This is a genomic window from Pseudomonas yamanorum (assembly GCF_900105735.1).
GTDB lineage: Bacteria > Pseudomonadota > Gammaproteobacteria > Pseudomonadales > Pseudomonadaceae > Aquipseudomonas > Aquipseudomonas yamanorum.
Map to the genome: position 1 here is coordinate 6,639,458 of NZ_LT629793.1, position 26,788 is coordinate 6,666,245.

Sequence of the window (26,788 nt, forward strand, 5' to 3'; positions counted from 1 at the left end):
TCCTCAGCCTTGGCGTTTGGCGCGTAGTTGCGCAACGTGTTCGGCAAAGGTCTCGTAGGGCCAGCGTTCGTTCAGTGCCTGCAACATCAGTTGCTGCCCGGTTTGCGGAGCCAGGCCCTGTAAGGGTGGGTCGGTATCCAGATTGGTGGGAAAGGAATAGCCATCGGCGGTGCAGGCGATCACCGCGTGCAGCGCCTCGTCATCCATGACGTTGTCCGCCAGGCGCTCCAACAGGCAAGGGTAGAGCGCCAGCATCATCCGGTCGCGGTCCACAGCCTCCATCGTTTTGCCGAACGCCGAGGAGATTTGCAGCAGGTTGGCCATGCGCTGGCGGTCCGGTGTGCGATTGGTGCCAGCGGCGTGAAACAGGGCCGGGTTGAAGAACAGCAGGTCACCTTTGTTCAGCGGCAATTGCACTGCATGCTGCTGGAAGTACTCGATGAATTCAGTGCGCCTCCAGGCCAGGTAGCCCAGCGGGTATTGCTGGGAAAACGGCAGCAGTTGGGTCGGGCCGGTTTCCAGGGGCATGTCGCTATGGGCCACGGCCCCTTGCAGCGTGAGGTATTGGGACAGCGTGTGCAGGGGCAACGGAAAGCGCTCCACCACGTCGATGGTCTGGAATCCCAGGTGATAATCACGGTGCGGTTGCTGGGCTTGGCCACCGGGGTGCACCACGTTGACCTGGGCCGTGACTTGGTAGCCTGGGCCGAGCCAGGCTTGTGCGATCAACCCCAGCAGTGGGTTGGCGTAATATTCGACAAAGGATGCCGGTGACTGTAGTGCCGCCTTCTGTAATGAGTTCCAGATACGTCCGTTACTGCCGGCCTTGGCGAAGTGGTCGGCGGCCACACCTTGTGCAGCCTCTTGGGCAAAGATCGCTTCGAATACCTGGCTGTGACGGTCTACCACGTCCAGGTCGGCGTAGCCCTGGCGCACCACCATCACTCCCGGCCCCTGGCTGAACAGGCGATGCAGTTCGTCCAGCACGGCGTGATGATCGCCGTTGCGCAGTGCCTGGGCTTGATAGATCGGGATGTTGCTGCACACTTCGGCGCAGTGCGGGTAGTCCTCGGCAGCCGCCTGCTGGGCACAGATCGAGTGAAAATCTTCCAGTTGCACTGCGTCGGCGCTGACAAAGGCAGGCATCACGCACCCTCCACCAGGCTCAGGGCCTGATCGGGGCGTGGGGTGCCGCCGTCGCCACAGCCGATGACGCCTTGCTCCAGGTCGATCACCGTGCCGGTCATCATTCCCGACTCGCGTGACAATAGAAATGCCACGCTCTGGGCCACCTCTTCAGGTTTGAGCAGGCGGCCGAAGGGCTGCGCGGCTTCGGCGGCCTCCAACCAGCCATCCCCGGCACCGTGGTAGTGCCGCTGGATTTCATCCTCGTGAGGTGTGTCCATCCAGCCGATGTTCAAGCCGTTGACCCGAATCCGGTTGCGCAGGGCGCTGAACGCTACGTTTTTGGTCAGAATCGCGAGAGCGCCCTTGGACGCCGCGTAGGCACTCAAGAACGATTGCCCGCCGTGGCCGGTGACACTCTGGATATTGACCACTGCACCTTCAACCCTCTGGCTGATCATCAGCTTCAAGGCTTCCTGCATCAGGAAAAACGGCGCCCTCACATTGACCGCAAACAGTCGGTCAAACAGTTCGGGGGAGGTGTCGAGAATGGTGCCGCGATCCGACATCCCGGCGCAGTTGATCAGCCCGTGGAGGGTGCCGAAGTGGGCACGGGCCGCCTCGATCACGGCGCGGCAGTCGCCGATCTGTTCCAGGTCCGCCTGGACAAACACCGCGCGGCAATCGAGCGCTGCCAACTGCCGTACTTGCTCCTGGCCCTGGTCCGGGCGGCGTCCGCAGATGATCAGGCCGGCAGCACCGCGCCGCGCGAGGGTATGGGCGACGGCAGCACCCAACCCCTGGGTGCTGCCGGTGACGACAAAGTATTGGCCTTTGAAGGTATGGCTGAGGTCGGTTGAAGGCATCGGGGTCTCCTGGGTTTTTGTTGTTTTGAAGGCCGGGCTCGACGCCGGGCAAAACTGAGACTAGCATTGCGGTCACCTCAATGAGTCTCAAAAAGACCTCAAAAAAACCTCAGGCTCAACGGCATGCTCGAACGCGCTAAACACTTTTCCATCAAGCAACTGGCCACCCAGGCGGGCGTCAGCAAGGCGACGGTCGATCGCGTCTTGCATGAGCGCGGCAGCGTGCACGCCCAAACCCGGCGGCGTATCGAACAGGCTCTGGATGAGCTGGAATCCCAGGAAAAAAATGGCCTGGCAGTAGGCCGGACCTTTCATGTCGATGTGATCATGCACACGCCCAAGCGCTTCAGTGCGGCGGTGCAGGCCGCCATCACCGCCCAACTGGGCAGCCTGGCACCGTTTCGTATCGCCCCGCGGTTTCATTTGTTCGAAGAAATCGAGCCTCAGGCGATGCACGACCAATTGCTGCGCTGCCTCGAGACCGGCAGCCAGGGTGTGGTGCTCAAGGCCGCGGACGAGCCGGCGGTGAATCTGGCGGTCAAGCACCTGGCGGCCGCAGGTATTCCGGTGGTGACCCTGGTCACCGATCTGCCCCACAGCGAGCGCATCGGCTACGTAGGCATGGATAACCGCACCGCCGGACAAACCGCCGCGTACCTCCTTTCCCGCTGGCTGTCACCCCAACCCCAGGAAGTGGCGGTGGTGATTGGCAGCGAATTGTTCCGGGGCGAGGAGGAACGCGAAATGGGTTTTCGCATGTGGCTGCGCGGCCGTGCGACGCACCTGCGGGTACTGGATATCAGCGGTGGGTACGGCGTGTATGACCGAACGTTTGCCCGGGTCACCGAAGCGTTGAAGCAGCATCCCGAACTGAAGGCGGTGTACAGCGTCGGCGGTGGCAACCGCGCAATTGTCGACGCCTTCGCAGCTCTGGATCGCCCGTTGGACGTGTTTATTGCTCACGACCTCGACGAAGAGAATCGCCAACTGTTGGCTGAAGAAAAAGTCGCCGCGATTATCGATCACAACCTGCAGATCGATGCGCGCCATGTGTTCCTGCACATCCTGCAATTTCATCGGCTGTGGAAGGCTGGGCCGATTGCGCCGTCACAGGTACAGATCGTCACACCGTTCAACCTGCCGGACTGAATCTCCAAACCCAATAACAATCCCAGGAGTTCGACCATGCTACGTATCGCTGTCCTTGGTGCAGGGCGCATCGCCAACATTCACGCGGCCAATGTCGCGGCCCATCCTGATGCCACTCTGGTGGTGGTCGCCGACCCCTGGCGGGAGGGCGTCGATGGCTTGGCTGCGCAGCTGGGTTGCGAGGCGGCCTATGACTGCGCAGCAGTGCTAAGTCGGGACGATATCGACGCGGTGGTGATTGGCACACCCACCGACACTCATATCGATTTGCTGCTGGCGGCCGTGTCCCAGGGCAAGGCCGTGCTGTGCGAGAAGCCCATTGACCTGAATTTCGCCAAGGCGCGGGCGGCGGCGCAAGCTGTGGAGCGCGAGGGCGGCAAAGTAATGCTGGGCTTCAACCGCCGCTTCGATCCCGACACGCTGCGCCTGCGCCAGGCCATCGACGCGGGGCAAATTGGTGCTGTGCGGCAGGTGATCATCACCAGCCGTGACCCGGGGTTGGCGCCACGGGATTACCTGGCACATTCCGGCGGCATCCTGCGGGACATGACCATTCATGACTTCGACATGGCGCGGCACCTGCTGGGTGAAGAGCCCATCGAAGTCAGCGCGATAGCCAGCCGGCTGGTAGACCCGAGCCTGGCGCAGATTGACGACTTCGACAGCGTGATGGTGCTACTGCGCACCGCATCCGGGAAACAGTGCCATATCAACTGCTGTCGGGAGGCGGTCTACGGGTATGACCAGCGACTTGAGGTGTCCGGGGCCAATGGGGTGTTGCTCACGGATAACCATCGCCCCAGCACCTTGCGCCATTGGAACCACGAGCACACCGAGGCGTTGGAGCCGTTGCAGCATTTCTTCCTGGAACGTTATGCGGAGGCCTACCGCAATGAGTTGGGGCAGTTTATCCAGGCACTGAGCGCGGGGCGCGCGCTGCCCACCAACATGCGCGATGGGCTGTATGCGTTGCACTTGGCTGACTGTGCGCTGGAGTCCATCAAGACTGGGCGAATGGTTGAGGTCAATTACGCTATTTAAAGTGTTGCCGGAGCGGGCGTGCTCGCTCCGGCAGTTTGCGCGTTAGATTTTTGCCAACGCCTGCGCCAGATCCGCCCGCAGGTCTTCCACGTCCTCAACCCCCACCGATAACCGCACCAACCCATCACCAATCCCCAGCTGCGCCCGGGTCGCTGCCGGGATGCTCGCATGGGTCATGATCGCCGGGTGCTCAATCAAACTTTCGACGCCCCCCAGACTTTCAGCCAACGCAAAGATCTTCACGTTTTCCAGGAAGCGTGTGGCGCCCGCCAGGTCGCTTTTCAGGTCTACCGAAATCATCCCGCCAAACCCACGCATCTGCCGGCGTGCCAGCTCATGCTGCGGGTGTGATGCCAGGCCTGGGTAATAAACCCGCGCCACTTGCGGCTGTTGCTCCAGCCATGTCGCCAGTTCCAGCGCATTGCTGCAATGGCGCTCCATGCGCAACGCCAATGTCTTCACCCCACGCAGGGTCAGGAACGCATCAAACGGTCCGGCAATCGCACCCACGGAGTTTTGCAGGAAGCCCACGCGTTCGGCCAGTTCAGGATTCTGGCCCACCACCGCAATGCCGCCGATCACATCCGAGTGGCCGTTGAGGTACTTGGTGGTGGAGTGCACCACGATGTCGAAACCCAACTCCAGCGGGCGCTGGATCCATGGGCTGGCGAAGGTGTTGTCTGCTACGCAGAGGATGCCCCGGGCCTTGCAGATGCGGGAGATGGCGCTGAGGTCGGTCAGGCTCAGCAGCGGGTTGCTCGGGGTTTCGACCCAGACCATCCGGGTGTCGTCCTGCAACGCGGCTTCGAAAGCCGACAGGTCGGTCAGGTCGACGAAGCTGAAGCGATGCCCGGCGCTGCGTTGGCGCACTTTGTCGAAGAGACGGAAGGTGCCGCCGTACAAGTCATTGCCGGAGACCACGTGGGAACCGGCGTCGAGCAGTTCCAGCACGGTGGAAATCGCCGCCAGCCCCGAGGCAAACGCGAAGGCCTGGGTGCCGCCTTCCAGGTCGGCCACGCAGCGTTCCAGGGCGAAGCGCGTCGGGTTGTGGGAACGCCCGTAGTCGAAGCCTTTGTGAACACCGGGGCTTTCCTGCAGGTAGGTGGAGTTGGCGTAGATCGGCGGCATCAGCGCCCCGGTGGTCGGGTCCGGGGATTGCCCGGCATGGATCACGCGGGTGGCGAAGGCGCTTTTATCGTGCTGGGTCATGCAAGGGATCTCCGTAAGTGATTGAGCAGGTCGACGCGGGTGATCAGGCCGTAAAAGCCCGAGGCGTCGGCAATGATTGCCACCAGTCCGCGATCCAGTTCGGCCTGCAATTGCGCAAGGCTGGCGCTGGGCGCAAGGGTGTGAAGAGCATTGGTCATGGCGCTGGCCACGGTCATGGAAAAATGCGCGGCGTTCTGATGCAGGCCGAGCAATACGTCCGACTCGTCGAGCACCCCCACCAGTTTTTGGCCGTCCACCAGCACCGGTAATTGCGACACGTCCGCCAGGCGCATGCGCTGGAAGGCGGTGAGCAGGCTGTCGTCGGGGCCGACGCTGATCACCCGGCCGTCCTCGAAACGGCGGGCGATCAGGTCGCGCAGGTCTCCGTAGTGTTTGTATTGGAGCAGGCCGGCATCGTTCATCCATTGGTCGTTGTAGACCTTGGACAGGTAGCGCGTGCCGGTGTCGCAGACGAAGGTGACGACGCGCTTGGGCTCGGTCTGTTCGCGGCAATAGCGCAGGGCGGCGGCGAGCAGGGTACCGGTGGAAGAGCCGCCGAGAATGCCTTCGGCCCGCAGCAGCTGGCGGGCGTGGTCGAAGCTTTCTTCGTCGCTGATGGAGTAGGCGTGGCGCACGCTGGAGAGGTCGGCGATGGAGGGGATGAAGTCTTCACCGATGCCTTCCACGGCCCACGAGCCGGGTTCGATCATGGTACCGCTGCGGCTGTATTCCGCCATCACCGAGCCGACCGGGTCGGCCAGCACCATGGCCAGGTCGGGTTGTACGCGCTTGAAGAAACGGGTCAGGCCGGTGAGGGTGCCGGCCGAGCCGACGCCGACCACGATGGCGTCGAGGTCATGCTGGGTCTGGGCCCAGATTTCCGGCGCAGTGCTGGTCTCGTGGGCCAGGGGATTGGCCGGGTTGTTGAACTGGTCGGCGAAGAACGAATCGGGAATGTCCTTGGCCAGCCGTGCCGCCACGTCCTGGTAATACTCGGGGTGGCCTTTGCCGACGTCGGAGCGGGTGATGTGCACCTCGGCGCCCATGGCTTTCAGGTGCAAGACCTTTTCGGTGGACATCTTGTCCGGCACCACCAACACCACCCGGTAACCTTTGGCGCGGCCCACCAGCGCCAGGCCGAGGCCGGTATTGCCGGCGGTGGCTTCGATGATGGTGCCACCGGGGCGAAGGCGGCCGTCGCGTTCGGCGGCGTCGATCATGGCCAGGCCGATGCGGTCCTTGATGGAGCCGCCGGGGTTCTGGGATTCAAGCTTGAGGAACAGCGTGCACGGGCCGGTATCGAAGCGGCTGACCCGCACCAGCGGGGTGTTGCCGATCAGTTCGAGCACGGCTGGGCGGGAAGCGGTGGGCATGTCGTCACCTGCTACGGAAAGGGCGTATGGGATGGACAGCAGCGTCTACAGCATGGTTTCGAACATAGGCCGGTATCGACCCGCTCGCAACCGGGCGGCCGCCTGAATGTCTTTTTTTGGCGCATTGCTGCTTCATCACGGAGCACGGTTGAGGGCGGCTAATTCGCCGGTTTTCTGCCAGCGCCACGTATTCATTGGCTTGCAGCTGATTGGCCCAGCGATTGCTAAAAGAAATCCAAACTTGGATACAAGATGGAATCCTCAATGCGCAACGAACAACTTGGCTGGACCCTTGGCGAATGGCAGGCCGCTTACCGCAGCCAAGCGCTGACCCCCGACATCCTGTTGACCCTGGCGGGCACGCTTCCCGCCGACGACAACGCCTGGATCAGCCGGGTACAACCGCAGCAGTTGCGTGACCAGTTGGCGCAACTGGCCGAGCGGCTTGTGGCGGTCGACGGCGATATCGACAAGTTGCCGTTGTATGGCGTGCCGTTTGCCATCAAGGACAACATCGATGCGGCAGGTTGGGAGACCACGGCGGCGTGTCCTGAGTTTGCCTATACGGCCAAGGCGGATGCATCAGTGGTGGCCCGGCTGCGGGCGGCCGGGGCGATCTTGATGGGCAAGACCAACCTGGATCAGTTCGCCACTGGCCTGGTGGGTACACGCTCGCCCTACGGCGCGGTGGGTAACAGCTTCAACCCGGACTATGTCAGCGGCGGTTCCAGCTCGGGCTCTGCGTCGGTGGTTGCCCGTGGCCTGGTAGCGTTCTCCCTGGGCACCGACACCGCCGGCTCCGGGCGGGTACCGGCGGGCTTCAACAATATCGTCGGGCTGAAACCGACCAAAGGTCGACTGTCCAACACCGGGTTGGTGCCGGCCTGTCGCACCGTGGACTGTATTTCGGTGTTTGCGCTGACCGTTGAAGATGCCGAGACGGTTGCGGGCGTCGCTGCGGCTTACGACGGGAACGACGCTTATTCACGCATCAATCCCAACACCGCGCCGGTAGCGGTGGGGGCCACGATCAAACTGGCGGTGCCGGCCAGCCTGGAGTTTTTTGGCGACGCACAGAACCAGGCCGTGTTCGAACAGGCGCTGCTCAGGTTTCGATCCCTCGGGGCCGAGATCACGGCGGTGGATTTCAGCCCGTTCCAGCAACTCGCCGAGCAGCTCTATTACGGCTCCTGGGTTGCGGAGCGCACGGTGGCATTGGAAGGCATGCTCGCCAGCAACGCCGAAGCGATCAACCCGGTGGTGCGTGGCATCGTTGAAAACGGCCACAAGTACAGCGCCTGCGATGCCTATAAAGCCGAATACCTGCGCGCCGAACTGAGCCGCCGCATCAACGACACCCTGGCCGGTTTCGACGCCTTGCTGGTGCCGACCTCGCCGACGATTCGTACCCTGGCGGAAATGGCCTTGGAGCCGGTGCTCTACAACTCGCAGTTTGGTTTCTACACCAACTTCACCAACCTGGCCGATCTCTCGGCACTGGCCGTGCCCGCCGGGCTGCGCAGCGATGGCCTGCCGTGCGGCATCACCCTGATTGCGCCTGCCTGGCACGACGCCGCCCTGGCGCATCTGGGTAAGCGTTGGCAGGCCGGCCTCGATCTGTCGCTGGGAGCTACCGAACGCCACCTGCCACAACCGGCCCCTGCACGGCAGGCTCCGGGCAGCGTGCGGGTGGCGGTGGTGGGCGCGCACCTCACCGGGATGCCGCTGAATTTCCAACTGACCAGCCGCAACGCCGTGCTGGTGGAGCAAACCCTGACGGCGAGCCAATACCGCTTGCATGCGCTGCCTGGCACGGTTCCGCCCAAGCCGGGGCTGGTCAAGGATGATTCGGGCCGCTCGATCATCGTTGAACTGTGGGACATGCCGATCGCCCGCTTTGGCGAGTTCGTCGCGGAGATTCCGGCGCCGCTGGGTATCGGCAACCTGACCCTGGCGGACGGGCGCAGTGTGAAAGGGTTTATCTGCGAGCCCTGGGCCCTGGCAGGCGCCACCGACATCACCGAATTCGGTGGCTGGCGCGCCTACATGGCGAGCAGGAAATAGGCATGCAGCTCTCAACCACGAGAAAACCCAGCGAACGCCCGGACAGCCTGGCAGAGCGGGTCTACCAGCAGTTGAAGGACGACATCTTCGACTTTCGCTTGTTACCGGGTGATCGCTTCAGCGAAGGCGACGTGGCCGAACGCATGCAGGCCAGCCGCACGCCGGTGCGCCAGGCGCTGTATCGTCTGGAGCGGGAAGGGCACCTGGAGGTGTTCTTCAGGAGCGGCTGGCAGGTGCGGCCGTTCGACTTCAACTATTTCGAAGAGCTTTACGACGTTCGGATCGTGCTGGAGTTGGCCGCCGTCAATCGCTTGTGTGGCATGGCGGAGCAGGGGCTTGAAGGGCTTGGGGCGATTTGGCAGGTCGACGAAAGTGCGCGGCTGGATGACGCCCAGATCGTCTCGGCGCTGGATGAGGCGTTCCACTGCGGGCTGGTGCAGGCCACGGGCAACGCTGAAATGGCGCGCATGCATTACGAGATTACCGAGAAAATCCGCATCATTCGGCGGCTGGATTTCACTCAGCAAGCGCGTATTGCAGCGACCTATGAGGAGCACGGAAGCATCCTCGATGCGATCCTGCGACGGCAAAGCGATCAGGCGCAGCAACTGCTCAAGACTCACATTGAGGTGAGCAAGCAGGAGGTGCGCAAGATCACGTTGCATCGGTTGGCGGTGGCGAGAGGATAAGCAGCCCTCGCCACAGGTTATTCCCGCGCGGCTAATACGTGTTGCAACCGGCTTTTCAGCGCCTCACTCGCCCTCAACATCGGCGCCCGCAACTCACTGCCGATCAAGCCTTCCATCGCCAGTGCCGCCTTCACCGGCGCGGGGTTGGGCTCCACGAACATTGTGTGAATCAACGGCAGCAAGCCGAAAAACGTCTCACGAGCCGCCAGCAACTGGTGATCGCGAACCTGCCGATGCAGCGTCACAAAATCCTCGGTCCGCACATGCGCCGACGCGGCAATCGCCCCGGTCGCTCCCAGGCACAGTGCGTTGAATATCTGCACATCCTCGCCACACAACACATCAACCTTCCCACTGGCCAGCAACGCCAAGGTGCTGGCCAGGTTGCCGCCGCAATCCTTGATCGCGACGATTCGTTCATGGGCAACGATGTTCAGCAGCGTCGCCTGTTCGAAGGCTATACCGGTGCGATAGGGGATGTCATACAGAATGATCGGCACGCTGGACGCATCGGCCACAGTGCGGAAGAACGCCTCGAGGCCCGCCTGGGACGGGCGGATGTAGCTCGGCGGCGGCACCAGCAAACCGGCCACCGGGCGCTTCAGGATTTCGGCCTGGAACTGCAACAGCTCAATCTGGTTATACCCCGCCAGGCCCATCACCACCTGCTGCGGCGGTACGAGTTCCAGGACGGCATCCAGCATCGCCAACTGCTCCTGGCGGCTCAGCGAGGCGGCTTCGCCGGTGGTGGTGCAGACCATGATCCCGGCCACGCCTTTTTCCAGCAGATGGCAGACCAGGCGGCGCAAGCCAATGAAGTCGATGGCGCCGTTATGAAACGGTGTAACGACGGGAACCCAGATACCTTGAAACGATGACATGCGCTTTCTCCTGATGGTTGACCGATTTCGTCACCGTCAGAAGGGCAGAGGGAAGTAAGCAAGAGGAGGGGGCCTTCGCGCTCAATGTCCTGTCAGCTCATCTGACGGGACAGCGCGCCCCGGTCACATGAGCGACTGTTTCTTCGATTTGAGGGCGTGCGCAACGCAACCTTGCGCCTTGGCAATCAAGCCAATGACGGAAAAGTTGAAGGTCGTTGCAGACATTGAGGACACACCCTGAAGAAGACGCTCATCTTTATGGATTACTACAGGGTGTGTCAACTCGCAGCGATCAGGCGCGGTTCAGCCAGTGGCGCACGAAACGTACCTGTTCCGCCGACAGTTCTGCGTCTTCCGGCGCGCCCATGAAACCGCCGTGGGGCATTGCTTCAAAAATATGCAGATCCACCGGCACCTCGGCCCGTCGCAGTGCGCGATGCAGGCGCACAGCGTTGGAGAGGAACAGATCGCGGGTGCCGCTTTGCACGAACGTCGGCGGGAAGCCCGCAGCGAAATCTCCAAACAGAGGCGACAGGTACGGATGAGACAAGTCCGCGCCAGCGGCGTACAGCAGGTTGGTGCTCATCAGCGGGTTGGGCAACACCACGTCGACGGTGCGGTTGACCTGGAAGCTGTCGCCCGATTCGGTCAGGTCCACTTCGGGGGACAGCAATACCAGCGCGGCCGGCAGCGGCAAGCCTTCGTCGCGGGCCCGCAGCACCGTGGCGGCGGCGAGGTTGCCACCGGCCGAGCGGCCGCCGATCACAATCTTGTCCGGGGTGTGATGCGCCAGTACGTGCCGGTAGGTGGCCATGCAGTCATCGAGTGCCGCCGGGTATGGGTGGTCAGGTGGCATGCGGTAGTCCACGCCGTAGCAGGTCAGGTTGTGCAGGTCGGCGTGCTTGCCGGCGGCGAGGCGGGCGTTTTCGCCGCCGCCGAACACCAGCGCGCCGCCGTGCAGGTCGATATAGGCGAACTCCGCCCCGTATGACGGTGTCGCCCGGTACACGGTGGCGTCTTCCACGGTGAATGTCTCAACGTGTTCTGCCGTCTGTCCCACCTGTGACGCTGCGTACTGTTGGGCGACTGCGGCTTGCATGCGGCGCCAGCCATCGTGGTCATCGGCGGCGGGCAGGGTGTACAGGCTGTTCAGCGGTACGCCCTCGTCATTCACCGAGCGACGCAACATCGCCTGGGCCTCGGGGCTGATGGATTGCGGGACCGGGACTGTTCGCGGGTCGATCCTTACACCGTTACTCATTATCTGCACCGTTGGGGTTAAAGCGGGGGCGTGTCAGGACGCGAACGCATTCTTGTCGGTAGCGGTACTACACTGCAAGTCCGAACCTCCACGCTGGAGAACACTCATGCTCAGCAAAAACACGGTGTGCCTTTGGTACGACGGCAGCGCATTGGACGCTGCCAACTTCTACGCCAAGACCTTCCCGGACAGCGCAGTGACCGCAGTCCATCATGCGCCCGGTGATTATCCCGCCGGCAAGCAGGGCGATGTCCTGACCGTGGATTTCACGGTCATGGGCATTCCTTGCCTGGGGCTGAACGGCGGCTCTGGCGTGCAGCACAACGAGGCGTTCTCGTTCCAGGTGGCCACCGACGACCAGGCGGAAACCGATCGCTTGTGGCACGCAATTGTCAGCCATGGCGGCCAGGAAAATGTCTGCGGCTGGTGTCAGGATAAATGGGGCGTGCGTTGGCAGATTACCCCGAGGGTGCTGAGCGCGGCGATCACTAATCCCGACCCTGCAGCAGCCAAGCGGGCGTTTGACGCGATGATGGGAATGACCAAGATTGATGTCGCGGGGATTGAGGCGGCGCTTAAAGGTTGACGCGCCGATTGAGTCAATCAGCGCTCACCGCAGTCCGGTCCACCAGACGAATACGGTTGCGTCCACCGCGCTTGGATTCATAAAGCGCTGCGTCGCCTTGCTCGATCAAGGCGGCAAGGCTCGCGGGCGGCGCGTCGAACAGGCTGGCGCCGATGCTCAATGTCACCGCCTCGGGCGTGGCGAACGCCTGTGAGGCGGTTTGATGAAACTCTTCACGTAGGACGCTGCCCAGCGCGACAATGCGCGCGTTCGAGGTGTCATTAAGCAGGATCACGAACTCGTCGCCGCCCAACCGCGCCGCCAGCGAATCATCGGGCAACTGCGCGCGGATCATCTCGCTCAGCGCCACCAGAAGCCGGTCGCCTGCGGTATGGCCGTACAGGTCGTTGATCAGCTTGAAATTGTCGATGTCGATCAACAGCAGGGCACCTGGCCGGGACTGCGAGACCTTGCTCAGCAGGCTTGGTGCTCGCACTTCAAGGGCGCGGCGGTTGTACAACGCCGTCAACGGATCGCGGGCGGCCAATCGTGCAATCTGTTCCTCACGGCGATAGCGCTCGGTGCCGGTCATCGACAACGCAATCAGCATGATCGCCATGGCGCCTTCCACCAGCGACACCTGAATGATCTCGCCACGAAACGCCGTCAGGTCGATCAGCGTACCCGGCACGATCGCCACCAGCGACTTGGCCAGATAAAACAGCCCGTGGGCCAGCAGCACATAACGCAGCTGCACCGCGCCCACGCTGAGTGAGCGGCCATGGGGGCGCAGCAGGAAACTGGCCCGCAGGGTCGGCAGAGCAACCAGCAGCGAGTTGGCCAGCAGCATGGCCTTGGACCACGACTGTCCTTCCGGTAGTAGGAGCATGGCAAACCAGGCCACGAAGATCAGGTACCAGGCGCGAGACAGGCGCACCTGAGTAAAACGCGCAACGCCCAACAGGAACAGCCAATGCGCGGTGATCAGCAGCCCGTTGGCGAACCAGATGCCGATCAACAGCAGGCCGCTGGCCCGCAGCAGCGCCAGGGTGCTGCCCACGCTGATGATGGCGAAACCGGCGGTCCAGTACAGCAGTGATGGTTCGCGAACGTTGCGCCACTCGACCGCCAGGTACAGCGCGGCGGCGCCTGCCAGGGCGATGGTGAGGACCAGTATGGTGATGGGGTCGAGCGCCATGGGCGAACTGGCCTGCCTGAGTTGCGGTGAGACGGCGATTGTAAGCGGTTTGGCCGGTTTTTCGCAGTGCTCAGGCCCTGCGCGCCATCAGCAATACCGTCGCGGCGGCCGACAACAATCCCGCACAGCAGCGGTTGAAAATCCGCTTGCCCCGAGGCTGCGCGAACCAGCGGCGCATATGCAAACCCATATAGGCGTAGGCGCTGATGGCGACCCATTCCAGGGCCAGGAACATCGCTCCCAGCAGGGCAAATTGCGGCGTGATCGGACGTGCCGGGTCGACGAATTGCGGCAGGAAGGCGGTAAAAATCAGGATTGCCTTGGGATTGCCGGCGGCCACCAGGAACTCCTGTCGCGCCAAGGCCCACAAGCCCGCCTTGGGCGCTGTCGACTCAGCCTCCGGGTGCGGATTGGACCGCCACAGTTGATACGCCAGATAAAATAGATACGCCGCCCCCAAGATCTTGATCCCGTAGAACAGCAACTCCGAGGTTTGCAGCACCACCGCCAGCCCGGCGGACGCGAGGGCGATCATCCCGGCAAAGGCCAGCAGTCGCCCGACGCCTGCCAGGCACGAAGTGCGGTAGCCGTAGCGGGTGGAGTTGCTCACGGACAGCAGGTTGTTCGGGCCTGGCGCCATGTTCAGGGCGAAGCAGGCCGGGAGGAAGAGGGTGAGGGTGGCGAGGTCCATGGGGGGCTCCGGCGGGCGCTGGCAGGTAAGGCCACGAGGATAAGGGATGTGAGGCGGTTGAACAATTTGCGCTAATGGGTAGAACCGATGGTGCTCTGGCCATGTCTGTGAGTCGTGGGTAAATAGATCGGTCACCATGACGCTCATTCGTTAATATGCCCGGCATGCCAATCGGGTAAAGGAAGTTGGCGTGAAGCACGAAGCGCTTTTCCCGGGAATTAAAAATAGAGTAGGCAGGGAATGGAATATCCTTCATTTGAAAACAAATCAAAGAAAAGAACCTTGTTGTTGGTGGTGTGTCTGGTATTTGGAGCATGGATTGCTTATATGCTCTGGGCCGGTCGCATTGTAACGCGAACGGTTTTAATGCCATCGATTCCCGAGTGGACGACCTATATAGTCATTGGTTGTCTGGTTGGACTCTTTTTTGCTGCAAGGGCCACCTACTATCGTCCGGCTGTAAGAAACCCGAACCGTGTTGGAGAATCTTTTTTTGGTGGTTTTTGCCTGGGTCTGATTTTGTCCTTGCACAGTTATGACGTCGTTACGTACCTGTTGCCCGGCGACATTGTTCAGTATGCGTCACCTTACGAGCTGGTGACTCCGGGGCCCTACGTTGGAAAGTTCAGTCGTTGTGAGGCGGGTCTGCGGATTAAGGATTTAAAGACTGAACGCTGGGTTGAGCTTTGTACCACTCAGTCGGAATTCAACGATCAAAGAAAGAAAGGCATGAATGCAGTGTGGGTGACTGCCCATTCAAACAAGATAGGTTCTTATATCGAGGCGTATAAATTTATTTATAAATAAATCATGTCGTCGTTGTACCAGCCTTCGTTCATAAGCCAATGACTCATTGTTGGCCGGGAGGGGAAGGTTTCGGTTTGCCATCAGCAACTTGTGTTTTGCCACAAACTTGCTGCGTTGCATTCGGCAGTATTGCGCCCCCTTGAAAGCCTCAGATGAACAGATCCGCCCCTTGCCTCTCAAAGCGCCGCATAGACAAGGGGTGAAAGTCGGCGTGGGCGTGGATCAATCATCGAATGGCTGCCCGAAGTCGTGGTGACAAAACCGAAGCTCACTTGTTTTTCGGGATCAGCGAAACTGATCGGGCCACCAAGCCCGATATGGCCAAAGGTGTTCGGGCCCATTGCATGGGAAGCCGTCGGGTCGCGTTGCTGCTCGAGCATGCAACCCAATCCATAACGCATGGGGCGCATCCATACTCGATCCATGCCATGACTGTGCTCACGGCTGAATTCAGTAAGCAGTTCGGGACCGATAAAGTTTCCTGCCATCAATGCACTGTAGAAACCGGCCAGGCCGTGAGCCGAACCGTGTCCACATACGGCGGGTTGCCGGTAGGCCCACCAGCGCGGGTCACTGGTTCGTCTGGGCACCATTCCGGGGTTGGTGAAGGCGAGTGTCGCGATATGCGACGGCTCGTTTTTCACCACGGTTCGCAATGCCTGCGAGTAAGGATCACCGACCCGTCCGGTGGCACTGTCGAAACGCGCGATACGATGAAAGTGTTCTTCGTCCACGCCAAGGTGCACGTCCAACTCATGGGGATCCAGAATCTCTTCGTGGATAAACACACAGGGATCGCGTCCGTCCACCCGACGAATCAACTCACCGAGAATCCAGCCAAACGTGGTGGTGCCGTACCCCAGGTCTGTTCCCGCTTCCCACCAAAGCGGCTCGGCCTCCAGCACCCGCAGCATATGTTCCCAGTCATACATCATGGGGTTATGGTCGGGTGCTCGCAGCGCCGGCAGGCCTGCGGTGTGGTTCATCACCTGGCGCAAGGTGACCCGTGCTTTCCCGCCCTGGGCGAATTCAGGCCAGTAACGGGCCACGAGCGCATCCAGCTCCAACTTGCCGTCCTCGACCAACATCAGGACGGCCACCGCGACGTAGGGTTTTATAACGCAAAAGGTATTGGCCAGCGTATCGCGGGTCCAGGGCTTCGTGCCTGCCAGATCCGCCATGCCCGCCCAGAGGTCGACAACGGTCTCTGCGCCTACCTGCACGCATAGGCCGGCCCCACGTTCCTGCGGATCATCAAACATGTCCTCGAAGGCCTGCTTGACCGCTTCAAACTGCTTCGCACACATCCCTTGCGCTTTCATACCTCAACGTCCTCGTATTTAAAGTGTGGCCCTTGATACTTGCCGAACACCGATAATGGTTGTCGGGGAATTCACCCACGAGACCGAGTTTGGGAGTGCTCCACGGAGAAGCGGTTCGCTCGCTTGTAGGTGCCGAAGTCATTGAACCTGACACCGGCCTGGGCCATGACTTTATGAGCATAAGGTGCCGTCATCTGACGCAGATAAAACGGGTCTCTCACCACGAAGTGATGGATGCTGTGGGTGCTGCCAAAGTTGAAACAGAACAACTGGAAGGGCCACAGCCACCAAGGGTTCATCACCTGGGTTTGTTGTAATGCGTTACGCGGGGCAACATCGCCGTAATAGTGCATGTTTGAACTTATAAAAAATAGGCAGAACTGCCGTATCATATTGGGCGCTATAAGAATAACTACTGCGCTATTAACGATATCCATTAATTCCAGCGTCGTGGCAGAGCTATGAACCTCCATCCCAATCATTGACCCTGACCAGACATACAGGTGGTAGCCGAGGAACACATACCAGCACCCCCAATACAGAAGCCCGAATGGTGTATTGAGCCGAATAATCTTGCCTAACAATTTTACCTTTTGCCGCCATCCCGGGGCAAAAATCGCATTTAGAAAACCAAATACAAATCCGTCCACCAGTTTCAATAATCGCAGTATTCCCCAAGGGCTGCCGCTCGTGGTGATCCAGGCTTCAACATCAGAATCAGTTCCGGACTCCTTATGGTGATGAAAGTGCAGAGTACGTCTTAGCCACGGGCTGGGCATACCCGGGCGTGCCAGCCAGCAGAAGAGCATCATGGCATTATGGGCCAGCGGTTGTTTTCTAAAATAAAGGCGATGAATCAGGTCGTGTTCGATTTCATGAATGAACGAAGTCAGCAGCGCATTGACCAGAATACACATCCATGCGGGGATAAAACCCTTTATATAGAGCCCTCCCGTAATGACCATCCCTATCAGGGAGAACGCCATGACACCCGCGCCCAGCGCATTCTGGTGCTGCAGGATCGGATAACGCTTTCGCAGGTAGTTTCCATGGTCCGTAATGCTCCGAGTTACCTTATCAATCTTTTCCTGATCGGTAGTTGGGTGATCAATTTCGATGGCGTTTTCCAAGACCTTCATCCATTCATCCTCTGATTGCATGGGAAATTACCAGCCGCGTCAAGCCGGTCAAGTCAATTGTTTGAGCTATAAAACAGTAGTTATTCATATTCGCCTGCTTGAATTACTTGCGTCATCCAAGAAATATGAAATCGACTTTTTTGCGAAAAGCTTGTTAGAATTCCAAGCTTCAAAATGATAAGGCAAGTTCAACTCTTTGCAACTGTGTATTTTGGGTGGGGTCAGTGTTACAAGTATCGGTGTAAGGGTTTGATAATTTAGTTACAGTTTGTACAAGTATAAAAAGACTCTGTACAAGTATTGCCAAGGAGGCACCATGAGATTGCATCGCATCAAATATTTTCGGCGTTCTCTACAAGCGTCCGAGGGCGCTATAGAGACAATAACGAGCGATGATGTATTTGATGCCGTGTTTTGCGATGAGCCGGCAGACAATGCCGCGAATCCCGCGGGCCAGGAAAGGCTACTTCGCTACCTACAGTGTGGAGATACCGTGGTAGTGGACAGCATGGCCTCGCTCACCTCCAGTACGGAGCAGCTGTGCACCCTCATTCGCCGGCTGATTGAAAAGCAGGTCACGCTTGAGTGCTTGAACGAAAACCTGATTTTCCGGCATGACTGCCTTGAAGTTGTGGAGTCCATCATTGCGGTGATGGAGCTGATTGCAGAATTCGAGCGCGCGGCGATGAGGGAAAAACAAGCGGCAGGCATTGCTACTGCAAAGGTCCGGGGGATGTATAAGGGCCGCAAGAAGAAACTGTCTGACAATCAGGTTGTAAATCTAATTGACCGGGCCGGTGCTGGAGAAAGTAAATCTAAATTGGCACGTGATTTTGAGATCAGTCGGCAGACGCTTTATCGGTACTTGAGATCAACTTAGTGGCTTATTCAGACGCAGAGATGCTGCGGGCAAACCGTCGAGAAACTCGGCGATCTGTTGGCCACCGCGCAAGTGCACCACGGGCACCAACGGACCTGCTGCCAGGCGCACCGCCTCGATACTGGGTCGGTAGCTGCGATCAAACGTCCACACGTACTTCAGGAACGTCAGGAACTCCCGGTCGAGTTTCTCGGTACAGCCAGCGGGAATGTCCGGGCGCGGGCGGTTCAGCACACTGCGCAGGATCACCCGGCCGAAGCAGGTGAGCCGTGGCGTGTCGAGCCAGATGATCAGGTCGGCCCGGGGCAGGCGCAGGTCGAACGTGCGTCGAGCGTAGTTGCCCTCGCAGACCCATCCATCGGGTGCGACTGCGTTGCGAACTCGCGTTCGGAACTGCTCGGCATCGGGCTCGACCCAGCCGGGCGACCAGAACAAGGTGTCGAGGTGCACCACGGGCAGGCTCAGACGTTCGCCGAGGGCCCGGGCGAGGGTGGATTTTCCGCTGCCGGCATTGCCGAGAATCACGATGCGTTGCATGAGGGGCGTCCTGTCGCGGAAAAGCCCGCAATTGTGCAGGTTTTGCATGACCGGTTAAAGCCATATGCGGTAGGTTGACCACCCAGGGAACGGACCCTGTCGACCAAGGAAGCGCCTTCATATGCCAACCGCCTTTTCCCAAATCAGCGAACGCCTGAACAATCGCCGATTTGTCGTAGCGGGCAACACCCATGGACTGTCCGGTACAGGCACCGTGTTTGATTACCATGTTGACGCCAATGCCATCTGGGGAACTTACCAGGGTGGTCGGATTCGTATGGGTAATCAGGTCGGGCGCGCCACAGGGCCCGATACAATTGAGCTGCTTTATCAGTGCCTGACCACAGAGGGCGAGATTCTGGCCGGTTGGTCGCGGGGCACGGTAAGCGTTGATCACACCGGGCGGACCACCCTGGCCTTCGTATGGGGTTGGTTGTCAGGCGCGACGGGCGGCGGGGAGTCCAGCTATGTCGAGCTAGTCCCGGAGTCGTGATGGAGTGCGCTGGCAGCGTCCATGGAAACTCACCAGGAGCCCCCCATGATCTTGCCCTACACCATCAACATCCCCGACGAACGTCTTGCCGCCATCCGCGACAAAGTCGCCGCCTACGATTGGACCCAACTTCCCGATCTGGGCGGGTGGAAGTCGGGTGTAGGCGTCAGCGACCTCAAGCGCCTGACCCGTTACTGGCTTGAGTCCTACGACTGGCGCCAGGTCGAAAAACATCTGAATCAACTACCCAACTTCATCACCGAAATTGAGGGCGAGCATCTGCATTTCCTCCATGTGCGGGGGGACGGTTCCAAGCCGCCGGTGCTGTTGCTCCACGGCTGGCCAGGTTCGTACCTGGAGTTCGAGGCGTTGCTTGAGCCGCTGGCGGCTGACGGACACGATGTGATCGTGCCGTCGCTTCCGGGGTTTGCGTTTTCCAAGCCGATCACCGGCGTAATGGGTCCGCGCCGGGCTGCCGAACTGATGCACGGGCTGATGGTTCGTTTGTTCGGGCCATCCCGCTTCATCGTTCAGGGCGGAGACTGGGGTTCAGGCATCGCGGGCTGGATGGCCCATGACCGGCCTGAGGCGTTATTGGGAATTCACCTGAATATGGCCGACCTGCTGGCCAAGGGCACCGTTGCAACCACGGCTGAGGAGGAGGCTTTCGTCGCCCGGCGTAAAGTGCTGATCGACTGGGAAACCGGCTACAACCACCAGCAGGAAACCCGTCCGCAAACCCTGGGCGTCGCGCTGGCTGATAGCCCGGTGGGCGCCGCGGGCTGGATTCTCGAAAAAATCGGTACATGGGCCGATCTGCCCAGGACCGCTGACGGCAGCCCGGACCTCTGGCACACCTTTACCGAAGAGCAACTGCTCACCAACATCATGCTGTATCTCGCGCCGTCTTCCATGGTCACCGCGACGTGGATGTATCACGGCAAACGCCTGGAGGGCTCATCGAGATTCCCGGCCGGCACCCGCATCCAGGTGCCAACCGGATTTGCCGCCTTTCGCGACCCGGTGTTCGTGCCGCCGCCACGCTCATTTGCCGAAAAGACCTTCAACATCGTGCACTGGAGCGAGATGCCCGCCGGCGGTCACTTTGCGGCCTGGGAGCAGCCGGCGTTGGTGCTGGCGGACTTGAGAGCCTTCATTGCTAAGGTCTGTGCTTGATCATCAAGTCCAGGTTTTGCACGGCGGCACCTGCGGCGCCCTTGCCGAGGTTGTCGAACACCGCCGCCAGCAGGACCTGGCCCGTCTCGTAGTTTTCACACACGATCAAACGCACATCGTCCGTGCCGTTCAGCGCTTGAGGATCGAGGTAGGTCAGTTCTTTGGCGGCCTGCATCGACAGCACCTGGACGTGATTCGTATCGCTGTAGTGCTGCGTCAGGCAGGCATGCAAGCGTGTCGCGTCCACGCCCGGGGTCAACAGCCGCAGTTGCAGCGGAATGGTCAGTACGATGCCCTGGCGGAACGCCCCGTAGGCCGGCACAAACATGGGCCTTTCCGTCAGCCCGCTTTGCAACTGAATCTCCGGCACATGCTTGTGTGCCAGCCCGAGCCCATACACCAGGAAGGCGGGCGCTTGTGAAGCATCCGCGCCCTCATGTTCCTGCACCCCGGCGCGGCCCTTGCCGGAATAACCCGACACGGCATGAATGGTCGTCGGGTAGTCCTTGGGCAGCAGCCCGGCCTCAAGCAAGGGGCGCAACAGTCCGATCGCTCCGGTGGGGTAGCAACCGGGATTGCTGACTCGCTGCGCCGTGGCAATGCGTTGCGCCTGTTGCGGGCTCATTTCGGCGAAACCGTAGGTCCATTCAGGGTGAGTACGGTGGGCCGAACTCGCGTCGATCACTCGCACAGCCGGGTTCTGGATGCTGGCGACGGCGTCGCGTGCGGCGTCGTCGGGCAGGCAGAGAATCGCAATGTCGCAGGCGTTGATCATCTCGGCGCGCTGCTGCGGGTCCTTGCGGTGTTCCGGGCTCAGGGTGATCAGTTGCAGATCGGTGCGGTCGCGCAGGCGCTGATGGATCTGCAACCCGGTGGTGCCTTGGTCGCCGTCGATAAATACAAGAGGATTTGCCATGGGATGCACTCGCAGAGGAAATCAGGTGTTCCAATCTTCGGCGAGCCGCTAGGATAGGAAAAGTTGAATTTCCAAACGATGAAGTTCAGGTTTTCTGAATAAGGATTGACCCATGCGCGAAATCAGCCTGGACCGCCTGCGCACACTCGTGGCGATTGCCGACCTTGGTTCGTTCGCCGAGGCGGCCCGAATGCTGAACCTCGCGCCACCGACGGTCAGCCTGCACATTGCTGATCTTGAGTCGCGAGTGGGCGGCAAGCTGTTGTCGCGTACCCGTGGGCGGGTTCAGCCTTCGGCGATTGGCGAAACCCTGGTGGAGCGTGCACGCCGGTTGTTGGCGGATGCGGAACAGGCGCTTGAAGACGTGGAGCGGCAGGTGCAGGGCCTGGCTGGACGTGTGCGGCTGGGTGCCTCCACCGGGGCCATCGCACAGTTGCTGCCGCAAGCCCTCGAGACCTTGAGCCAACACCACCCAGCCATCGATGTGCAGGTCGCAGTGCTCACCTCGCAGGACACGCTGAAGAAACTTGCCGAAGGCGCACTCGAAATTGGCCTGGTGGCGCTGCCGCAGGCGCCAGTGAAGGGTTTGCGCATCGAGCCCTGGCGGCGGGATCCGGTCATGGCGTTTTTGCCGGCGCGCCGGGAATGCCCGGAGGTGGTGACACCTGCTTGGCTGGCCGCCCAGCCCTTGATTCTGAATGACACCACCACCCGGCTTTCACGCCTGACTTCGGAGTGGTTCGCCAGTGACGGGCATCAGCCCACGCCGCGTATTCAACTCAACTATAACGACGCAATCAAAAGCCTGGTGGCTGCCGGTTATGGCGCTACGTTGTTGCCCCATGAAGCGAGCACGCCTTTGCCTGACAGCCGGATCGTGATGCGTCCAATCCAGCCCTTGCTGTGGCGCCAACTGGGGATTGCCCACCGCGCCGGGGACATCGAGCGGCCAACGCAACATGTGCTGGATGTGTTGTGGGGGTTGAGTGCGGGGTAGCGCCTTAAAGTTGTGTGTACCGTGCGGGACGGGTAGCCTTGCGCCCCGATGTAACTAGCCATTTCAAGGAAGGAAGCGCGCGTGAGGATTTTTCAAGGAGTGATCGGGTTGGCGGGATTAGGCCTGTTGCTCGGTTGCAGCGTTGCCCAGGCTAAAGACGGTGTCTCCTTTGGCGACGATCCGCTTGGGTGGTCATTCCTGAAGTTCTCCACCTTCACCTTGCTGACTTCGGAACTGACCACCCGTCCCGGCAGCTTTCTTTCAGCCAAGAATGACGCGTTGGCGTTTGTAGGGTCCGAGGGCCAGATCCGGGGTGCGTATTTTGAGCAGGCGTTGCGGGATTTTCGCGGTGCTGGCGGTAACCCTGATGTCAGCGATGCGCAGTTTGCCGAGGCGGTGGCGGTGATTGAGTAAACACGTTTCAACCCTGAACTTGACCTGCTCATGGAGAGCTTATGCCATTTCGTAACGTCCTCGTTTTTACCCATCTCGCCTTAGCGCTGTTGCTTTCAGGCTGCGCAAACCCTCAGGTTGCTGTCGCACCGGCGGCGCCCTTTGATCTTGAACCCCTGGGCCAGCCGCTGGCGCAGACCAGCGTCCGTACTGCGCTGATCGACCAGATCATCGTCAAGGACCCGGTGGTGATCTCATCGCAATAGCCGGTTCTCGCGCCTTCTGATAACGATGCGCGCATCGCCAAACTACGCAAAGCAGACGGCGGCGCACTGCCTGACGGTTACTGGGCACTCTACAAACAAAACCTTGAAGCGATGCAGTACGACCTCAATCACCAGCATGACGCCGCTCGTGTGCAGTACGAGCAGACGTATCGTGACGAATTGAGCCGAGTGGATGACCGCACGCTGCAAGTCATGGCCACGGCGCCCACGACGCTGGATGAGCCGACGCGGCGTCAGTGGAACGCCCGCATGGCCGATAGACAGTCGCATTACATAAAGACCAGCGAGCAATCGCTGCGCGCCGCTGCCGATGCGCATATCAATCGCATGGCCTTGATGGACCGACAATACAACGTGTGCGCACGTAACCCGGAGTGCTGGGATGCGCCGGTTAAGAAGTAATGCGCTGTCCTTGACCATGACGCGCTGAATCATACGATTGGGCTATGAGTGCCTTAGTGACTCAGGAATTTACACAGACCTGAATCTCCTTGAGATTGGCGCGGTCGTTTTTTCAAGGAGTCAGCCATATGTCCCTACCCGAACCGTTCACCCATGCACAGCTCCCCATGACGGTCGACGGTGTGCCGTTGAGCATCGCAACGATCCACCGCGCGGGCGGCCTGGCGCCAATCGTGTTCCTGCATGGCTTTGGCTCCACCAAGGAAGACTACGCCGACATCGTCCAGCAACCTGCATTCGACGGTCACCCGTTTGTGGCCTACGACGCCCCCGGTTGCGGTGAAAGCCAGTGCGGCGACCTGTCGAAGATCTCAATCCCGTTCCTGCTGCAAACCGCCACGCAAGTGCTTGACCACTTCAACATCGAGCGCTTCCATCTAGTAGGCCACTCCATGGGCGGGCTCACCGCTCTGATGCTGGCGCACCAGTTCCCGGGCAGGGTGCTGAGCTTTGTCGATATCGAAGGCAATATCGCGCCGGAAGACTGCTTCCTCAGCCGGCAGATCGTCGACTACCCGGCAGATGATCCCGAGGCGTTTTTCAGCGCCTTTATCGAGCGCACTCGCCAGGCACCGGCCTACGCCAGTGCGCTGTATTCGGCGAGCCTGAGGCACAAGGTGCGTGCCGGTGCGGTGCGGGGGATTTTCCAGTCCATGGTCGAGCTGTCCGATAACGCCGACCTGATGGGCAAGTTCCTCGGCCTGGAATGCCCGCGCCTGTTCATGTACGGCGAGCAGAATGCACACCTGTCGTACCTGGCGCATATCCAGGCGCAGGGCGTGCGGCTGGCGCCGATTGCGCAGTGCGGGCACTTCCCGATGTACTCCAACCCGATCGCGATGTGGAAGCAGATTGCGGACTTTCAGCACAGCTGATCTCAACCGCCAGCGATCAGACAGGCCCGAAAGCACAAGACTTACGCCTCGAAACCCGGATAATGGCGGCCATATTTTGCTCGCTATTCTGGTAAACCCGCATGGAAATCAAGGTCAATTTTCTCGACAACCTTCGACTTGAAGCCAAGTTCGACGACTTCACCGTGGTGGCCGACCAGCCTATTCGCTACAAAGGCGATGGCTCGGCCCCGGGTCCGTTCGATTACTTCCTGGCTTCGTCGGCGTTGTGTGCGGCTTACTTTGTGAAGTTGTACTGCGAAACCCGCAACATCCCCACCGACAACATTCGCCTGTCCCAGAACAACATTGTCGACCCGGAAAACCGCTACAACCAGATCTTCAAGATCCAGGTAGAGCTGCCGGCGGATATCTCTGATAAAGACCGCCAGGGCATCCTGCGTTCCATCGACCGTTGCACCGTGAAGAAAGTGGTGCAGGCCGGGCCGGAGTTTGTGATCGAGGAAGTGGAAAACCTGGATGCCGATGCCCAGGCATTGCTGATGCCAAGCGCGGCGTCGGATGCGGGCACCTACATCGCGGGCAAGGACCTGCCGCTGGAAACAACCATCGCCAACATGTCGGCCATTCTGGCGGGCCTGGGCATGAAGATTGAAATCGCTTCGTGGCGCAATATCGTGCCCAACGTGTGGTCGCTGCATATCCGCGATGCGCACTCGCCAATGTGCTTTACCAACGGCAAGGGCGCGACCAAGGAAGGCGCGCTGGCGTCGGCGTTGGGCGAGTTTATCGAGCGGCTGAACTGCAACTTCTTCTACAACGACCAGTTCTGGGGCGAAGACATCGCCAATGCGCCCTTCGTGCATTACCCGGATGAGCGCTGGTTCAAGCCCGGCCGCAAGGACGAACTGCCGCCGGAGATTCTCGACGCCCATTGCCTGCATATCTACAACCGCGATGGCGAGCTGCGTGGCTCGCACCTGTACGACACCAACTCCGGCAACGAGGAGCGCGGCATTGTTTCGCTGCCGTTCGTGCGCCAGTCCGACGGCGAGGTGGTGTATTTCCCGTCCAACCTGATCGAGAACCTGTACCTCAGCAACGGCATGAGTGCCGGTAACACCTTGGCTGAAGCGCAGGTGCAGTGCCTGTCGGAAATCTTCGAGCGTGCGGTAAAACGCGAAATCATCGAAGGCGAATTCGCGCTGCCGGATGTACCGCAGGAAGTGCTGGCGAAGTTCCCGGGCATCCTGGCCGGTATTCAGGGCCTGGAAGCCCAAGGCTTTCCGGTACTGGTGAAGGATGCGTCCCTGGGCGGTGAATTCCCAGTGATGTGCGTCACCTTGATGAACCCGCGCACCGGCGGCGTATTTGCTTCGTTCGGCGCGCACCCAAGCCTGGAAGTGGCGCTGGAACGCAGCCTGACGGAACTGCTGCAAGGCCGAAGCTTCGAAGGCCTGAATGACTTGCCGCAGCCGACGTTTGAAGGCCACGCAGTGACCGAGCCGAACAACTTCGTCGAGCACTTCATCGACTCCAGCGGCGTGGTGTCGTGGCGCTTCTTCAGCTCCAAGTCGGATTACGAGTTCGTCGAATGGGACTTCTCCGGCCAGGGTGAAAACTCCAACGCCGAAGAGGCGGCAACCTTGTTTGGCATCCTCGAAGGCATGGGCAAGGAAGTGTACATGGCGGTGTACGAGCACATCGGCGCGACCGCCTGCCGCATCCTGGTGCCGGATTATTCGGAGATCTATCCGATCGACGATCTGATCTGGGACAACACCAACAAGGCGCTGTTTTTCCGCGAAGACATCCTGAACCTGCATCGCCTTGATGAGGCTGAATTGAAGGGTCTGGTTGAGCGTCTGGTGGAAAGCGAGCTGGACGACTACACCGACATTACCACCTTGATCGGCATCGAATTTGATGACAACACGGCGTGGGGTCAGCTGACGATTCTGGAATTGAAGCTGCTGATTTACCTGGCCTTGCAGCAGTTTGAAGAGGCCAAGGAACTGGTGGAAATGTTCCAGCAGTACAACGACAACACGGTCGAGCGTGGCTTGTTCTACCAGGCCGTGAATGCGGTGCTGGAGATGGAACTGGACGAAGACCTGGAACTGGCGGACTACGAAGTGAACTTCCGCCGCATGTTTGGCAACGAGCGGATGGATGCGGCGATAGGGTCGGTGAATGGTAGCGTGCGGTTCTATGGTTTGACGCCGACGAGCATGAAGCTGGAAGGGCTGGATCGGCACCTGCGGTTGATCGACAGCTACAAGAAGCTGCACGCGGCGCGGGCCAATACGGCGCGCTAACCTGCTAGTGAGGGAACCCTTGTGGGAGCTGGCTTGCCTGCGATGCAGGCAACTCGGTGTATCTGGTACACCCAGTTGATGCCATCGCAGGCAAG

Annotated in this window: 27 protein-coding genes; 15 read left to right on the forward strand and 12 right to left on the reverse strand. The window is 60.3% G+C overall.

Translation table 11 applies throughout. The annotated features are described in order from the left end of the window. Positions 1 to 3 precede the first annotated feature (3 nt). Together BLU46_RS30875 and BLU46_RS30880 are read right to left on the reverse strand one after the other, a co-directional pair. Positions 4 to 1,146, reverse strand: coding sequence for a phytanoyl-CoA dioxygenase family protein (locus BLU46_RS30875; protein ID WP_093209499.1), 1,143 nt, complete (start codon positions 1,144 to 1,146; stop codon positions 4 to 6). Continuing rightward, entirely contained in the window at positions 1,146 to 1,991 is an 846-nt protein-coding gene (locus BLU46_RS30880; protein WP_063029668.1) for an SDR family oxidoreductase, read from the reverse strand. Before BLU46_RS30880 ends, BLU46_RS30875 begins: the two co-directional genes overlap by 1 nt. A gap of 123 nt (positions 1,992 to 2,114) precedes the next feature. On the opposite strand from BLU46_RS30880, the gene BLU46_RS30885 reads away from it, so the two are divergent. After that, positions 2,115 to 3,140, forward strand: a complete 1,026-nt coding sequence (locus BLU46_RS30885; protein ID WP_093209502.1) for a LacI family DNA-binding transcriptional regulator — start codon at positions 2,115 to 2,117, stop codon at positions 3,138 to 3,140. A gap of 36 nt (positions 3,141 to 3,176) precedes the next feature. Then, positions 3,177 to 4,181: an inositol 2-dehydrogenase gene (iolG, locus tag BLU46_RS30890; RefSeq protein WP_093209504.1), complete on the forward strand. Its 1,005-nt coding sequence runs from the start codon at positions 3,177 to 3,179 to the stop codon at positions 4,179 to 4,181. A 42-nt stretch (positions 4,182 to 4,223) separates the two neighbouring features. On the opposite strand, the gene BLU46_RS30895 is transcribed toward iolG, so the two are convergent. Both BLU46_RS30895 and BLU46_RS30900 read right to left on the reverse strand, forming a co-directional pair. Then, a complete protein-coding gene (locus BLU46_RS30895; protein ID WP_093209507.1) occupies positions 4,224 to 5,390 on the reverse strand; it encodes a cystathionine gamma-synthase in 1,167 nt (388 codons plus the stop codon). Next, on the reverse strand, positions 5,387 to 6,763 hold the full coding sequence (locus tag BLU46_RS30900) for a pyridoxal-phosphate dependent enzyme (RefSeq protein WP_063029676.1): 1,377 nt from the start codon (positions 6,761 to 6,763) through the stop codon (positions 5,387 to 5,389). Before BLU46_RS30900 ends, BLU46_RS30895 begins: the two co-directional genes overlap by 4 nt. Before the next feature lie 264 nt (positions 6,764 to 7,027). Between BLU46_RS30900 and atzF the strand changes: the two genes are divergently transcribed. Together atzF and BLU46_RS30910 are read left to right on the forward strand one after the other, a co-directional pair. Continuing rightward, positions 7,028 to 8,827, forward strand: a complete 1,800-nt coding sequence (atzF, locus tag BLU46_RS30905) for an allophanate hydrolase (RefSeq protein ID WP_093209510.1) — start codon at positions 7,028 to 7,030, stop codon at positions 8,825 to 8,827. 2 nt (positions 8,828 to 8,829) lie between these two features. Then, positions 8,830 to 9,516, forward strand: a complete 687-nt coding sequence (locus tag BLU46_RS30910) for a GntR family transcriptional regulator (RefSeq protein WP_093209513.1) — start codon at positions 8,830 to 8,832, stop codon at positions 9,514 to 9,516. Positions 9,517 to 9,533: 17 nt separating this feature from the next. Here BLU46_RS30910 and dapA read toward each other — a convergent pair whose 3' ends face one another. Together dapA and BLU46_RS30920 are read right to left on the reverse strand one after the other, a co-directional pair. Continuing rightward, positions 9,534 to 10,397: a 4-hydroxy-tetrahydrodipicolinate synthase gene (gene dapA, locus BLU46_RS30915; protein WP_063029682.1), complete on the reverse strand. Its 864-nt coding sequence runs from the start codon at positions 10,395 to 10,397 to the stop codon at positions 9,534 to 9,536. A 292-nt stretch (positions 10,398 to 10,689) separates the two neighbouring features. Further along, positions 10,690 to 11,658 carry an alpha/beta hydrolase gene (locus BLU46_RS30920; RefSeq protein WP_063029684.1) on the reverse strand — a complete coding sequence of 323 codons (969 nt, stop codon included), beginning with the start codon at positions 11,656 to 11,658 and terminating at the stop codon, positions 10,690 to 10,692. A 106-nt stretch (positions 11,659 to 11,764) separates the two neighbouring features. Between BLU46_RS30920 and BLU46_RS30925 the strand changes: the two genes are divergently transcribed. After that, positions 11,765 to 12,244, forward strand: coding sequence for a VOC family protein (locus BLU46_RS30925; protein WP_093209515.1), 480 nt, complete (start codon positions 11,765 to 11,767; stop codon positions 12,242 to 12,244). Between the two features lie 13 nt (positions 12,245 to 12,257). On the opposite strand, the gene BLU46_RS30930 is transcribed toward BLU46_RS30925, so the two are convergent. After that, complete coding sequence (locus tag BLU46_RS30930; protein WP_093209518.1) at positions 12,258 to 13,421, reverse strand: GGDEF domain-containing protein; 1,164 nt, start codon at positions 13,419 to 13,421, stop codon at positions 12,258 to 12,260. Positions 13,422 to 13,491: 70 nt separating this feature from the next. After that, the gene (locus tag BLU46_RS30935) at positions 13,492 to 14,112 is read right to left on the reverse strand and encodes a LysE family translocator (protein ID WP_063029691.1); all 621 of its coding nucleotides are present in this window, start codon (positions 14,110 to 14,112) and stop codon (positions 13,492 to 13,494) included. A 240-nt stretch (positions 14,113 to 14,352) separates the two neighbouring features. Between BLU46_RS30935 and BLU46_RS30940 the strand changes: the two genes are divergently transcribed. Next, positions 14,353 to 14,919 carry a hypothetical protein gene (locus BLU46_RS30940; protein ID WP_093209521.1) on the forward strand — a complete coding sequence of 189 codons (567 nt, stop codon included), beginning with the start codon at positions 14,353 to 14,355 and terminating at the stop codon, positions 14,917 to 14,919. Between the two features lie 176 nt (positions 14,920 to 15,095). Here the strand turns inward: BLU46_RS30940 and BLU46_RS30945 are convergent, their stop codons facing one another. Then, positions 15,096 to 16,241, reverse strand: a complete 1,146-nt coding sequence (locus BLU46_RS30945) for a serine hydrolase domain-containing protein (protein ID WP_093209524.1) — start codon at positions 16,239 to 16,241, stop codon at positions 15,096 to 15,098. A 71-nt stretch (positions 16,242 to 16,312) separates the two neighbouring features. Continuing rightward, complete coding sequence (locus tag BLU46_RS30950) at positions 16,313 to 17,380, reverse strand: fatty acid desaturase (RefSeq protein WP_093209526.1); 1,068 nt, start codon at positions 17,378 to 17,380, stop codon at positions 16,313 to 16,315. Between the two features lie 316 nt (positions 17,381 to 17,696). Between BLU46_RS30950 and BLU46_RS30955 the strand changes: the two genes are divergently transcribed. Continuing rightward, the gene (locus tag BLU46_RS30955) at positions 17,697 to 18,260 is read left to right on the forward strand and encodes a recombinase family protein (RefSeq protein WP_063029699.1); all 564 of its coding nucleotides are present in this window, start codon (positions 17,697 to 17,699) and stop codon (positions 18,258 to 18,260) included. Here the strand turns inward: BLU46_RS30955 and BLU46_RS30960 are convergent. Beyond that, positions 18,252 to 18,797 (reverse strand): P-loop NTPase family protein, encoded by a 546-nt coding sequence (locus BLU46_RS30960; RefSeq protein WP_063029701.1) that lies wholly within the window; start codon positions 18,795 to 18,797, stop codon positions 18,252 to 18,254. The genes BLU46_RS30955 and BLU46_RS30960 overlap by 9 nt on opposite strands. 121 nt (positions 18,798 to 18,918) lie before the next feature. Between BLU46_RS30960 and BLU46_RS30965 the strand changes: the two genes are divergently transcribed. Beyond that, positions 18,919 to 19,290 (forward strand): hypothetical protein, encoded by a 372-nt coding sequence (locus BLU46_RS30965; RefSeq protein WP_063029703.1) that lies wholly within the window; start codon positions 18,919 to 18,921, stop codon positions 19,288 to 19,290. A 45-nt stretch (positions 19,291 to 19,335) separates the two neighbouring features. Continuing rightward, complete coding sequence (locus BLU46_RS30970) at positions 19,336 to 20,466, forward strand: epoxide hydrolase family protein (RefSeq protein WP_093209528.1); 1,131 nt, start codon at positions 19,336 to 19,338, stop codon at positions 20,464 to 20,466. Here BLU46_RS30970 and argC read toward each other — a convergent pair. Further along, on the reverse strand, positions 20,450 to 21,382 hold the full coding sequence (argC, locus tag BLU46_RS30975; protein WP_093209531.1) for an N-acetyl-gamma-glutamyl-phosphate reductase: 933 nt from the start codon (positions 21,380 to 21,382) through the stop codon (positions 20,450 to 20,452). The two genes, BLU46_RS30970 and argC, sit on opposite strands and share 17 nt — an antisense overlap. 112 nt (positions 21,383 to 21,494) lie before the next feature. Here argC and BLU46_RS30980 point away from each other — a divergent pair, with 112 nt between their 5' ends. The 6 genes from BLU46_RS30980 (at position 21,495) to BLU46_RS31000 (ending at position 26,693) form a co-directional block, all read left to right on the forward strand. Next, positions 21,495 to 22,379 (forward strand): LysR family transcriptional regulator, encoded by an 885-nt coding sequence (locus BLU46_RS30980; RefSeq protein ID WP_063029709.1) that lies wholly within the window; start codon positions 21,495 to 21,497, stop codon positions 22,377 to 22,379. A gap of 81 nt (positions 22,380 to 22,460) precedes the next feature. Further along, positions 22,461 to 22,793 (forward strand): DUF2388 domain-containing protein, encoded by a 333-nt coding sequence (locus BLU46_RS30985; protein WP_408003256.1) that lies wholly within the window; start codon positions 22,461 to 22,463, stop codon positions 22,791 to 22,793. 41 nt (positions 22,794 to 22,834) lie between these two features. Next, the gene (locus tag BLU46_RS33290) at positions 22,835 to 23,038 is read left to right on the forward strand and encodes a hypothetical protein (RefSeq protein ID WP_231988839.1); all 204 of its coding nucleotides are present in this window, start codon (positions 22,835 to 22,837) and stop codon (positions 23,036 to 23,038) included. Between the two features lie 111 nt (positions 23,039 to 23,149). Beyond that, complete coding sequence (locus BLU46_RS33295) at positions 23,150 to 23,461, forward strand: hypothetical protein (RefSeq protein WP_231988840.1); 312 nt, start codon at positions 23,150 to 23,152, stop codon at positions 23,459 to 23,461. Between the two features lie 128 nt (positions 23,462 to 23,589). Next, on the forward strand, positions 23,590 to 24,396 hold the full coding sequence (locus tag BLU46_RS30995) for an alpha/beta fold hydrolase (RefSeq protein WP_093209534.1): 807 nt from the start codon (positions 23,590 to 23,592) through the stop codon (positions 24,394 to 24,396). Positions 24,397 to 24,497: 101 nt separating this feature from the next. Beyond that, entirely contained in the window at positions 24,498 to 26,693 is a 2,196-nt protein-coding gene (locus BLU46_RS31000) for an OsmC domain/YcaO domain-containing protein (protein ID WP_093209537.1), read from the forward strand. The last annotated feature ends 95 nt before the right edge of the window (positions 26,694 to 26,788 follow it).